The following is a 13,148-nucleotide window of genomic DNA, read 5'->3' as shown; positions in this document are numbered from 1 at the left end:
CTAAAGATTTACGAAAGTTGTTAATTTGAGTGGATATTAAGGTATAACTGATTATTAAAAAACTGTATCTACCAGTTCATTTGCATGTTTAGGATAATCCGTAGTATAATGTAATCCCCTACTCTCTTTGCGTTGCATGGCGGATTTGATTACAAGGTAGGCCGTTTGAATCACATTCCTCAGCTCACACAGTTTTACAGATACCTTATTCCTTTTGTAAAATTCTTCTGTTTCCTGATGAATTAAAAACAACCTCCTGTGCGCCCGCTCCAATCTGAAATCAGAGCGAACAATACCGACATAATCACCCATTATTTTTTGCAGCTCTCTGAGATTATGTGTCACCAAAACATCTTCGTTACTTTGTGTTACTCCTTTTGAATCCCATTCAGGAATATGATCAGGTATTACATTGTTCTCAAAGTTCTCAATAGCATCCTGATAAATACGGTGAGCAAAGACTGTAGCTTCCAGCAAAGAATTTGAAGCCAGCCTGTTAGCTCCATGTAAACCAGTTGATGAACATTCTCCACAGGCATAAAGATTTTTAATTGAAGATCTGCCATACTCATCAACCAGAATTCCTCCGCACATATAATGAGATGCAGGAGTAACAGGAATATAGTCTTTCGTCATATCGATACCTATAGAAAGGCATTTCGCATAGATGTTTGGAAAATGTTTTAATATATCAGCCTTGCTACGCATGGTAATATCGAGGTAAACAAAATCATCACCAGACTTTTTCATTTCATTATCCACTGCGCGGGCCACAATATCACGTGGAGCAAGGGACTTACGTTCATCATACTCATGCATAAACTCCTCGCCATTCTTGCGCCTTAAAACACCACCAAAGCCTCTCACAGCTTCGGATATTAAGAATGAAGGATACTCACCAGGATGATATAAAGCCGTAGGATGGAACTGGATAAACTCCATATTCCTAACTTTCCCCTTGGCACGATATACCATTGCCATACCATCACCTGTAGCTATAACAGGGTTTGTGGTGGCGGAATAGACATGCCCAGCGCCTCCGGAAGCCATCACAGTCACGTTTGCCACAATCTTTTCCACATCGTTAAGCTCTGTATTAAAGGCATATACGCCATAACAGTTAATATCTTCAGTACGTTTATCAACAAACTCACCCAGGTGATGCTGGGTAATTAACTCCAGTGCAAAGTAGTGTGTTAATATCTCTATGTTGGAATTCTCATGAATCTCTTTTAGTAAAACCCTTTCAATCTCGTATCCGGTGATGTCTTTATAGTGTAAAACACGGTGTTCTGAGTGACCCCCTTCTTTGGCAAGATCATAAAATCCAGAGTTGTCTTTATCGAAGTTTATACCATAATCAATGATCTCCTGAATACGCTGAGGTCCCTCTTTTACAACGATTTCCACAATTTTTTCGTCGCATAATCCATCGCCGGCAATGAGGGTATCCTGTATATGTTTTTCGAAAGAATCATCTTTATCAACAACAACAGCAACGCCTCCCTGGGCATATTTTGTATTAGATTCATCTTCGTTTGACTTGGTAACAATTAACACCTTACCATATTTTGCAGCTTTGAGTGCAAAACTCAAACCTGCTATACCTGAACCAATTACCAGAAAATCGACTTTTCTCATTTAAAAAACATTTACTTTATCAACGATGTTGATAAATATAGAACAACTGTTAGCATCATGTATAAATAATACTAACAAATAAATTTGAATGTTTAAAGCTACTGTAAAAAGACAATTTGCCACAATCTTTTGCGCAATTTTTAAGCTACTTTATACAAGTAATTAACTTTTCACACACTTATAAACAATTAACATTCTGTTATTGATAAATTTTGCCTTCATGTTAGATAGTGCTGAAAATCAATCTTATCATATTACAAAAATGTAATGCAAATGTTAGTAAACGATTAACAACTTACATTAACGAACTTTTTTTTGAAACTTGCCAACAATACTAACACACTAATAAACAAACAAAGATTTATTTAAATAAAATACTTATTAATTATTGAGACGTGGAAAGCTTTATCTTTGAGCCTCGTCAAAAATTCAAAAAAGGAAAGCCGGATAATGAACATAGATGTATTAGAAGAAATCAATAAAAAAGGTTTCGTAGAAGAAGACATTGATCCTACTTTGGATCTGTTTGCTGAAATAGAGAAATTAAAGAAAGAAAAAAATGCCATTATACTGGCTCACTATTACCAGGAGCCTGATATACAGGATATTGCTGATTATATTGGTGACAGTTTAGGCTTATCTCAGGAAGCAGCTAAAACAGATGCGGACATAATTGTTTTTGCAGGGGTACATTTTATGGCCGAAACTGCAAAGATTTTATCTCCGGGTAAAAAGGTTTTGTTACCCGATGTTAAGGCTGGTTGTTCACTGGCCGACAGTTGTCCGCCTCATTTGTTTAGAAAGTTCAAGGAAAAGTATCCTGATCATCTGGTAATTACCTATGTAAACTGCACTGCTGAACTGAAAGCTTTAAGTGATATTGTTTGTACGTCGACGAATGCAGTTCAGATTGTAGAGAGTTTACCAAAAGATCAAAAAATAATTTTTGGGCCGGATAGAAATCTCGGTGCTTATGTTGCCAAAAAAACGGGTAGAGATCTGGTATTGTGGAATGGAGCCTGTATGGTTCACGAAATCTTCTCGAAAGAAAAAATCACCCGCCTAAAGGAACGTCATCCGAATGCTAAGTTTATTGCGCACCCTGAATGTGAGGAGGCTGTTCTTCAGATGGCTGTTTATATTGGTTCTACAACAGGATTGTTGAAATACGCTATTTCAAATCCGGCAACTGAATTTATTGTTGCAACTGAAAGTGGTATTATTCACCAAATGGAAAAGGCCTGCCCGGATAAAACATTTATTCCGGCACCGCCGAATAACAGCTGTGCCTGCAACGATTGTCCGTATATGAAAAGAAATACTTTGGAAAAGTTATATTTATGCATTAAGAACGGGACACCGGAAGTTACTGTTCCTGAACATATTATTGAGCAGGCAAGAAAACCTATTCAAAGAATGCTGGATATTTCGGCTGAATTGGGCTTGTAGCAAATTTGCTACGGAAGCAGGGATTACACGGAATTAGTAGGCTTTGAAACTAAAGAACCGATAAAAATGAACAACATTCTTAAAAATTACTCGGGCTTATTATGGCTTTTGGCGGGAATTACCGTTGGAAGCGTAGTTGGTTTGATTTTTGGAAAGCGAGTAGAATCTATAAAACCATTAGGTGATATATTTCTGAACCTGTTGTTTACTGCAGTCATTCCACTGGTATTTTTTGCGGTTTCATCGGCCATTGCCAACATAGACCGCACCAAGAAACTGGGAAAATTGCTGACCATTATGGTACTGGTTTTTTTAGGTACTATTTTGATTTCGGCAATTTTGACTTTAGTTGCTACCCGGCTCTTCCCTATCCACCAGGCTTTGGGTAATAACCAACTCACTGCTGAGCATGAAAAAATACAGTCTTTTGGTGAGCAAATGACTCAGCTTCTAACGGTTGGTGAATTTTTCGAAATAGGGAGCAGAAAGAATATGCTGGCGCTGATTATTTTTTCTGTTCTGGTTGGATTTTCAACGTTGTACTCGGGCAGGGAAGGCGATGGTTTCAAGAACTTTGTAGTGTCGGGAAACGAGGTAATGAAAAAACTGATTATCCTGATCATGAAATTGGGACCAATTGGATTGGGTGCTTACTTTGCCTACCAGGTAGGTGTTTTCGGACCTCAACTTTTTGGTACTTATGCCAAGGCATTGGGATTGTATTATGGTGTGGGCGCCTTTTATTTTATTGTATTTTTTACCCTGTACGCGTTTATTGCGGGTGGTTTTAAAGCCATAAAAGTATTTTGGAAAAATAACATAGTACCGTCCTTAACTTCTATCGGAACCTGTAGCAGTATTGCAACCATACCTGCCAACCTGGAGGGGACTTTGAAAATGGGCGTTCCGGCTTATATTACCAATGTGACCATTCCACTGGGATCAACCTTGCATAAAGATGGGTCGAGTATCAGCTCTATCGTAAAAATAGCGGTTGTATTTGCTATTTTTGGAAAAGATTTAGCGCACATCGATACCATTATTTTAGCCCTTGGGATAACGGTTTTGGTTAGTATTGTGGAGGGCGGAATACCCAATGGAGGCTATATCGGAGAGTTGTTGATGATATCGGCTTACCAGTTGCCGCCCGAAGCCTTACCGCCTGCCATGATTATCGGTACATTAGTTGACCCGATGGCGACGTTGCTCAATGCAACCGGCGATAATGTGGCGGCCATGTTGATTGCGAGATTTACTGAAGGAAAAAACTGGATGGAAGAAAAAATTTTACCATCGTAATCATAAAAATCGAGGGATTAATCCCATACAATAACATATATGTTTGAAAATAAAGAGCGTACGGATATTAATGAGTTGGGTGAGTTTGGTTTGATCAAACACTTAACCGAAAATTTCAAAATTAAAAATGAGCAGTCGGTAAAGGGAATTGGCGATGATGCTGCTGTTTTAAATGCAAATGGGAAAAAAACCTTAGTTTCAACAGACCTGTTGCTTGAAGGTATACACTTTGATCTGGCTTATGTACCACTTATGCATCTGGGCTATAAGGCAGTTCAGGTAAATCTGAGTGATATTTATGCCATGAACGGTAAAGCAAGTCAAATCACTTTTTCACTGGGTTTATCGAGCAAGTTTCCTTTAGAAGCTGTAGAAGAAATTTACAAGGGTGTTGAACTAGCCTGCAACAAATACAATATTGATCTGATTGGTGGCGATACTTCATCGAGCAAGCAGGGTTTGGTTATTAGTGTTACCAGTATAGGCTATGCCGATGCTGATAAAATTGCGTATAGAAATGGGGCACAAGAACATGACCTGCTCTGTGTTTCCGGAGATTTGGGTGGTGCTTATGTTGGCCTCCAGATTTTGGAAAGAGAAAAACTGATTTACCTGGAAAATCCGCAGATTCAACCAGACCTTGAAGGTAAAGATTATATTATTGAGCGCCAGCTGAAGCCGGAGGCCCGGATGGATATTATTGCACTGTTGGAGGAAATGGATATTAAACCTACATCAATGATTGATGTTTCAGATGGCCTTGCTTCAGAAATACTGCATCTTGCCGATCAATCAGATAAGGGAGTTACCATTTATGAGGAGAAAATACCATTGGATCCGATGACTTATGAAACTGCGCGTGAGCTGGGATTGGACCCAACTGTTTGTGCATTAAGCGGCGGTGAAGATTATGAATTGCTATTTACCATTAGCCAGGATGATTACAAGAAATTGAAACATGATGTAGATATCACGGTAATCGGTCATATTACAGATAAAAACTCCGGGTGTAAAATGGTATCAAAATCAAACAATGTACATGAGTTGAAAGCACAGGGATGGAACGCTTTTAATAAATAGAAATCAGATTCAGGTAAAGCGCCTCAACCTCTTTGTATTTCAAAAGAGTTGAGGCGCTTTTGTTTAGCGGCATGTTCAATTGAAAAATGTATTACAGTAGAATCAAGATGTATTCTGCTAAAAAAATCGCCTTTCAGGGCTTTAAATAAAAATTACTATATTGCCTGGTTTTTTATGCCACTTTTGGATAAAAAAATCGGGTGGCTTCGCCACCTTTTGCAGAGTTTCAAATGGTCAAAAGAATTAGAACTCGTCTGACAGATATCTTGCATCAATGTGTTTGGTGGTTTTTGCGCCAAGTTTCTTTATTTTCTCGGATGTGTTTACCAGATTTCCCGATCCTTCGGATAATTTGTTCAGTGCTTTTTCATAAGCATCATGCCCATTTTTAATGTGTTTGCCAATATTTTCCATATCACTGATAAAGCCTACAAACTTATCGTACATGCTTCCACTAAGTCTGGCAATTTCCAGTACATTTCTATTTTGCCTTTCCTGTTTCCACATGCTGGCTATGGTGCGGAGTGTGGCTAACAAGGTAGAAGGACTCACAATTACCACCCGCCTGTCCCATGCGAAATTAAAGAGTTCTGCATCTTTTTGTACCGCAATGCTAAATGAGGATTCTATCGGCACAAACAACAAGACAAAATCGGGTGAATTGATTTTGTATAGGTCTTGATAATTTTTTGAGGATAGTTCCTGGATATGGTTCTTTATCGAAGCCAAATGCTGCTTTACGTAGCCCTCACGCTCTTCATCCGTATCGGCCGATACAGAGCGCTCATAAGCCACCAAACTCACCTTAGCATCTACGATCAGGTGTTTGTCGTCTGGCAGGTCGATAACCACGTCGGGTTGGAAGCGCCCACCCTCGGCTGATACATGGGAAGCCTGAATACGGTATTCCTGATCGCGTAGCAAACCCGAGCGTTCCAAAACCTTTTCCAAGATTACCTCGCCCCAGTTTCCCTGCTTTTTACTATCGCCTTTTAATGCTTTTGTTAAATTGTTGGCATCTTCCTGAATCATTTTACTCTGGATCTGAAGTTCGGAAATTACTCCTTTCAAAATATTTCTTTCGTCTGATTCTGCTTTGTAAACCTTCTCTACTTTATCTTCAAAAGCTTTTATGTTTTCTTTTAGTGGATTTAAGATCATATCCAGGTTGGTTCTGTTCTGCTCGACAAATTTTGTCGATTTTTCTTCGAGAATTTTATTTGCTATCAGCTCAAAATCCTTGTTCAGTTTTGCCTGCGACTGTTCGTAGCTTAACTTTTGCTCTGAAAGTTTTTCTTTTTCGGCCAGATAGAATGACCTCGTACTTTCGAGTTCTCTATTTGCATCGGCAAGGCGATCTCGTTCGGCCTGTAATTCATCAATTAAACGCTGCTGTTCCTGTTTTAGCAAAAATGTAATGTGTTCTTTTTCTGTGTTCAGGTTAGAAACCCGTTCGTCGGCTTTGGCTAAACTTATTTTCAGCAATTCATTCTCTCCCCTGGTTTTTTCAAAATCCTCAACGGAGATTAGGGGAGCCGAAGATTGCGGTTTTTTGAAGAATAGCAAGACTAAAACCAATAGAATAACAACGAGAAGGCTTATTGCAGCAATTTCCATAATGATAATATTTTTAGTAAAAGTGATGTTTAAAAACATATTAACCAAAAATTTTTGGTAACTGTGTTTGGGTTAAACCACTCATTTAAAATATTTGTTGCCCGTTAAGGCCCAATTTAAACACGCTATCCTATTTAATATTTAGGTCAATTGATCTAATTTTTATATTATTGATTTCAAATACATTTTAATGAACGAATTAACCGTACTCATTTCCTGCCCAGATCAAGTCGGACTGGTAACGAACATTACCCGCGTGTTGGCGGCACATCAACTTAATATTATCGCCATGCGTGAATTTGTTGATGAGGCAAACCGGGCATTTTTTACCAGGATTGCCTGCACCGGTGCACTTAATGATACCGAAAAGCTAAAGGAGAAGCTGCTCGAGAATCTTCCAAATTCAGCGGAAGTAAATTTAATTTCGCGGCAGGAAAAACAGATTGCGGTTTTGGTTACCAAAGAATATCATTGCCTGGCCGAAATCTTGATCAAAAACCAGTTTAAAACTCTTGGAGCGAACGTACAGTGTGTAATCGGCAACTATGGGGAGTTGAAGGATTTTTCAGAAAAGTTGGGGATTCCCTATTTTCACGTAGATCATAACGGGAAGGAAAAAACAGTTTTTGAATCGGAAATCAAACAGATCATTAACCGGTTTGATGTTGATTACGTTGTGCTTGCCAAATTTATGCGCATTCTATCGGCCGATTTTGTTAAAGATTACGAAGGGAAAATCGTCAATATCCACCATTCGTTTTTACCGGCCTTCATTGGTGCAAACCCTTATAAGCAGGCATTTGAGCGGGGCGTGAAGATTATCGGCGCAACTGCACATTTTGTAACGAACAATCTGGATGAGGGACCGATAATTACACAGCATACCACGCATGTTGATCATAATTATGGAGTGAAGGAGATGATTATTGCAGGCAAAGAAATCGAGAAAAAAGTACTTCTTGATGCTTTGGAATTAATTTTCGAGGATCGTGTTTTCGTAAGTGGCAACAAAACTGTCGTATTCAGATAGTACGGCATGTTCAATTTAATCTACACATTAGATAGACAATTATGAATTAGATGTGCTTTGATTGGCTCTGTATGGTGATTTTCTATATTCGTAGTAAATATAGGAACGCTTTTTGATATAATGGAAATTGAAAAACATACAGAAGAAAATGGGAGTTTATTTAATATTAATCGTCCCGGTACTATTGTTGAGCATGTTTGTGCAATGGCGGTTCAGAAATAAATTTTCCAAATACGCCGAAATGCAGATCAGCTCTGGTTTATCGGGCAAGGAGGTGGCAGAGAGGATGCTACGCGATAACGGAATATACGATGTGAAAGTGATGAGCACCGAAGGACAATTAACAGATCATTATAATCCATCAGATAAGACCGTGAATTTAAGCACGGATGTTTACTATAGCAGAAGCGTTGCTGCGGCAGCGGTTGCGGCACACGAATGTGGACATGCTGTACAGCATGCCAAATCATACTCATGGCTTAATTTAAGAAGTACTATGGTACCTGTGGTAAGTATTTCATCGAACCTGTTGCAGTGGGTTTTACTGATTGGCGTTTTATTGATTGGCTTTACTGGCAACCCGATTGTTTTAGCTATTGGCGTATTGGGACTGGCATTGGTAACTATTTTTAGCATTGTTACCCTACCGGTTGAATTCGATGCCAGTAACCGTGCTATATTATGGTTGAAAAACAATCAAAGCGTAATGCAAACTGCCGAAGAGAATAAACAGGCTAAGGATGCCTTATGGTGGGCGGCCATGACTTATGTGGTGGCAGCAGTAGGTGCGCTGGCAAATTTAATTTATTATGCTTCAATGCTTTTTGGAAGAAGCAGAGATTAACATTAAATATACATGCAAAACAAAAGCGGCTCAGAATTTCTGGCCGCTTTTGTTTTGTAATGCTGTCGTATACTAGATCTCACATCCATTTTCATCACATACGGCATCGTTGCTCTTGTTCAGGGATGTTAATTGTGTTTTATGCTGATGTTTCCATTCGTTAAAGCTTTGCGTCAAGGCGTCTTCAAATGCCTGTACAGGCTGTGCTCCTGAAATACCATATTTTCTATCCATTACAAAATAAGGAACACCTTGAATACCGAGATTCTGGCTTTCATAAATATCGTAATGAACAGCTTCGGCGAACTGATTACTTTTTAACACCTCTTTAGCTTCTGATTGATCTAAACCAATTTCTACTGCAATATCAACCAGTACAGCTTCATCTGCAACATTTTTGCTTTGTACAAAATGAGCTTCGAAAAGCTTTTCCTCGGCAGCGTCCTGTAGGTTATGTTTAGCTGCTAAATGGATCAGGCGGTGTGCATTAAAAGTATTTGCGGGGATATTGGAATCGAAATTAATCTGTAAGCCGGCGTTTGCAGCCATATCAACTACCTGTTTTGTCATTTGTTTTGCCTGCTCAACTGGCATCCCTTTGCTTCTCGATAAATAATCAAAAACGGTTTCATTATTTGTGTTGTGGTATTCCGGATTAAGCTGATAGCTTTTCCAGTTTACTTCAATTTCATTTTTAAAGGGCAGGTTTTCTATTGCCTGTTCAAAATGACGTTTCCCGATATAACAAAAAGGGCACATGACGTCTGACCAGATTTCTACTTTCATATTGTAAAGTTAAATGGTAAAAACAAAAGCCAGGTAAGTTGAAAGTAAAAAGGCCGAATGCTTAATGATAGCGGCCTTTTCAAAATCCATATTATTACTTATACAACTGGTTAAAAATCAACTTAAACGTACCATGTGTTTGGGCCCTAAAGGCAATTTCCGGGCCGAATGCGAGCAATGTTCCTTTTCCAATACGCGCTACAAATGCTGTCACGCCATCTTGAAGATAGGCTTGCCCCCATGCCCAGCCGCTTCTCAGTGGCGAAGGAGATCCGAACCACATCAGCGGCTTTATTTTACCCGAAGCAATGGCGTCGCCGGTAAGTTTAAATACCGGACTATTATCAAAATATACATCAGCCTCTTTTTCCATTCCCCATGCAGCAGGTAGTTTTGTGTCAACTTCCACATTCAGGACGCTGCCTGGAACATAGAATTTTTCGGATGGCAGTTTTTTCTCTTCCCCTTTTATAATTTCTACCATGGCATTACGCACAGGAAGATTTAAATGGTAAGCCAGGTTGGTACTGCTACCTATGGTTACAATGTTTCCTCCATCTTCTAAAAATTTCTTTAGCTGAGGAATAGATTTATCTGCGGTAATCCTTCCTAAGCGGTTTCTGTATTCGGCAGGGATATCTTCGGCTTTAGGTCCGAAGGTACGACCTGAGCCCCCTGTTGCCTGAATTGCAGGTACCGCTCCACCAACAAGAATAATCACATCAAATTTAGATTTCAGGTTTCCTGCATCAATATCCTGAGGATAAATAACTGTGGCATCGTAATGATATTGCTCCATCATCCAGCGTACCCAGCCCGAAGCCATTGATCCGCCGTAGGTATCCCAAAGGGCTATTCTTCCTGCTGAAATTTTTATTTTGTTTTTAGGTAAGGCTGCTGGCTTCAGCTGCACATTTGCTTTTGCCAAAATTGCTTTTCCGGCAGAGCCCACATAAAAGTCGCCGTTTTCAGCAGAACGGTAGACGTCAATTTTATTCTTCAACAAATCGTTCACAGCGGTGTATGAATCATTTTGTGCAGCACTTAAAAGAAAAGTATTTGCCGCAGTAATTTTATTTTCTGGTGTTAAAAGTCTGCCATAGGGGTTTTTCTCAAAAGGGCCTGTGAAATCATCAGTGATGCGATCGAATTTTATGTCCATCAAGTAGGCTAAGGTCCAGCCGGCGGCATCATAAGGGGGAATTGGGGCACCGCCTTCGGATTTAAAATCATTGGGGTGATCTTGCGGCTCGAACATATCCAGAACGTGAGGACGAAAAGCCTGATCGGTTTTTACCACGTAACTTCCGGCAGGGTAGTTTTTGCCATTTACTGAAAAAGGGGCTGTTGCTTTTTGTACCACAATGCCTGTTCTGATCAGCGCATTTAAGAACTTGATGGCAGAATTGAAATCAGCCTGGTTTGCAGACAGGATATATCCCCGAGGATCTCTGTTCGCAGGTGCATTCATTACGGTATCAAATGCCTTATTACTGATCGGTCTCCGGGGACCGAAATCAAAGTCTCCACCGGCTGCAGCATTTCCCTTATCCTGTTTAGCAGCATTGTTAATGGCATCAATCTTTTTTGGTGAAAAAGACCAGGTATCTTTTTTTCCTCTTTCTATTGAATTTCGACCCATTTGATAAATGTTAAATAACAGTGCATCGCAGTAGCGCTGGGCATAACCAAGTACGGCATAGTTTAACGATACCGAATAATCTATTGAATTTTTGAAGTACCATTTACGTGGCGTAATGGGGTTAGGAGAATCGCCGTTTGGCAATAGTCGCGACGGAACGAGGGGAATTTCTGAAGGTGTAGGGCTACCGATAATTTCGGTAAGCAAGCCAATCATATTGTGAAAATAAGTGGTTGTACGTAAACCCCCATTGTACCAGGTAGAATAAACCGATCCTCCACGCTGCGTATAGCCAGGTTTATTTTCTATGTTCATACGGTTGTGCATGGCAGCACCAACAGCATCTAAACTTGTTAAAAGCGCTGGATCAAAAACGTAGTTGAAAGGGTCGCGGTATGGCGGACCTGCTACAACTGTTCCTGCCGGGCCTGTTTGGTGGTGGTTATACATGATTTGTGGCAACCATTCTACAAAAAGCTGCCTGCCGATATTTTGTGTTTCCTTAAGGTTAAGCATAAAGAAATCCCGGTTATTATCATGCCCTGCATATTTTTCATATAGAACCGGCAGGCCTGAGGTTGTTCTTTTTTTTTCATCTTTTTCCCTCATATACCAGTTGCTTACGAGTTCCTGACCATCGGGATTGGCATGTGTAAAGAGAATAATCACATTATCCAGAATCTTTAATGTTTCAGGGTCAGTTTTGGAGGCAAACTCGTAAGCGGTTTGAATAAGCTGGTGCGCACCGACCACTTCAGTTGCATGAAGCCCACCATCAATCCATACCACTGCTTTACCTTCCTGGGCCAATGCTTTTGCCTGTTCAGGCGTTATTTCAGCATGGGCTAGTTTTTGTGAAATTTCTTTATACCGATCAAGTTTCTGAAGGTTTTCTGGCGATGAAACGACCAGCATATATTGGCTCCTGCCCTCTTCAGTTTTACCAATATCAACTAGCTTAACCCTTTTTGAAGATGCAGCAAGTTTTTTAAAATAAGCTTCTGTCTGGCTATAATTCGCGAGCTGATAATTATCGCCGATGTCGAAGCCAAAATGAGATTTGGGTGAAGGTACATTCTGGGCATAAGCGTTGCAGGCACCTGCGAGCAGAAACGATAAGCAAAGATTTTTAAAGTAATTTTTAACCATAAAGGGGAGTTTGTTGGATAAATCAAATATAATATAGAATGTTATGGAAAACCGGCTTGCTGTAAATTTGTTACAAGGTTGAAAATCAGGGTAAGTTTGAGTTAGAAATGCATTGGTGTTTAAATGTTGTTGCATTAATTTGAAAGCAAAGCTCAAAGCAGTAATTTAGGGGCTTTAATTAATAAAAATTAAATGACTTTAGAAGAAAGAATAAAGAACTCCACTACTAGTATTTTTAAGGCAGTTTTTCCGAATACGACTAACCATTATGATACCCTGTTTGGTGGTACTGCGATGCATATGATGGATGAGGTAGCTTTTATTACAGCGACCAGGTTTAGCCGTCAGATTATGGTTACGGTAAGTAGCGACAGGATTGATTTCAAAAAACCTATTCCTGCCGGAACAATTGTAGAATTGATCGGCAAAGTCATTCACATCGGAAACACCAGTCTTAAGGTAAGCGTAGAAATTTACATTGAACAAATGTATGCTGAAGGGCGGGAGCTAGCGGTACATGGCGATTTTACTTTTGTTGCGATTGACGAAAATAAGAAACCTGTACAAGTGATTAAGTAATGTTCAATGCTGGCTTTATGGTAATAAGGGAT

General features: G+C 39.6%; 10 protein-coding genes. 6 read left to right on the top strand and 4 right to left on the bottom strand.

All coding sequences use genetic code 11. The features are described 5' to 3' along the window. Positions 1–54: 54 nt before the first annotated feature. On the bottom strand, positions 55–1,641 hold the full coding sequence (gene nadB / locus AC570I_RS08635; protein WP_497405148.1) for an L-aspartate oxidase: 1,587 nt from the start codon (positions 1,639–1,641) through the stop codon (positions 55–57). Positions 1,642–2,091: 450 nt separating this feature from the next. On the opposite strand from nadB, the gene nadA reads away from it, so the two are divergent. From nadA to thiL, 3 genes are all read left to right on the top strand, one after another. Beyond that, the gene (nadA, locus tag AC570I_RS08630; RefSeq protein ID WP_497405147.1) at positions 2,092–3,090 is read left to right on the top strand and encodes a quinolinate synthase NadA; all 999 of its coding nucleotides are present in this window, start codon (positions 2,092–2,094) and stop codon (positions 3,088–3,090) included. 66 nt (positions 3,091–3,156) lie between these two features. Continuing rightward, positions 3,157–4,389, top strand: coding sequence for a dicarboxylate/amino acid:cation symporter (locus AC570I_RS08625; protein ID WP_497405146.1), 1,233 nt, complete (start codon positions 3,157–3,159; stop codon positions 4,387–4,389). Between the two features lie 39 nt (positions 4,390–4,428). Continuing rightward, positions 4,429–5,469, top strand: a complete 1,041-nt coding sequence (thiL, locus tag AC570I_RS08620) for a thiamine-phosphate kinase (protein ID WP_497405145.1) — start codon at positions 4,429–4,431, stop codon at positions 5,467–5,469. Positions 5,470–5,712: 243 nt separating this feature from the next. Here thiL and AC570I_RS08615 read toward each other — a convergent pair whose 3' ends face one another. After that, positions 5,713–7,086, bottom strand: coding sequence for a DNA recombination protein RmuC (locus tag AC570I_RS08615; RefSeq protein ID WP_497405246.1), 1,374 nt, complete (start codon positions 7,084–7,086; stop codon positions 5,713–5,715). A gap of 190 nt (positions 7,087–7,276) precedes the next feature. Here AC570I_RS08615 and purU point away from each other — a divergent pair, with 190 nt between their 5' ends. Together purU and AC570I_RS08605 are read left to right on the top strand one after the other, a co-directional pair. Further along, complete coding sequence (gene purU, locus AC570I_RS08610; RefSeq protein WP_497405144.1) at positions 7,277–8,116, top strand: formyltetrahydrofolate deformylase; 840 nt, start codon at positions 7,277–7,279, stop codon at positions 8,114–8,116. Positions 8,117–8,264: 148 nt separating this feature from the next. Beyond that, positions 8,265–8,960, top strand: a complete 696-nt coding sequence (locus tag AC570I_RS08605) for a zinc metallopeptidase (RefSeq protein ID WP_047799702.1) — start codon at positions 8,265–8,267, stop codon at positions 8,958–8,960. 72 nt (positions 8,961–9,032) lie between these two features. Here the strand turns inward: AC570I_RS08605 and AC570I_RS08600 are convergent, their stop codons facing one another. Next, positions 9,033–9,746 carry a DsbA family oxidoreductase gene (locus AC570I_RS08600; protein ID WP_497405143.1) on the bottom strand — a complete coding sequence of 238 codons (714 nt, stop codon included), beginning with the start codon at positions 9,744–9,746 and terminating at the stop codon, positions 9,033–9,035. 94 nt (positions 9,747–9,840) lie between these two features. Beyond that, positions 9,841–12,537 (bottom strand): M14 family metallopeptidase, encoded by a 2,697-nt coding sequence (locus tag AC570I_RS08595; protein ID WP_497405142.1) that lies wholly within the window; start codon positions 12,535–12,537, stop codon positions 9,841–9,843. A gap of 192 nt (positions 12,538–12,729) precedes the next feature. On the opposite strand from AC570I_RS08595, the gene AC570I_RS08590 reads away from it, so the two are divergent. Beyond that, positions 12,730–13,116 carry an acyl-CoA thioesterase gene (locus tag AC570I_RS08590; protein WP_047799704.1) on the top strand — a complete coding sequence of 129 codons (387 nt, stop codon included), beginning with the start codon at positions 12,730–12,732 and terminating at the stop codon, positions 13,114–13,116. The last annotated feature ends 32 nt before the right edge of the window (positions 13,117–13,148 follow it).

Source organism: Pedobacter sp. A2324 (genome assembly GCF_059693705.1).
This window is presented reverse-complemented; position numbering and strand designations above follow the sequence as displayed.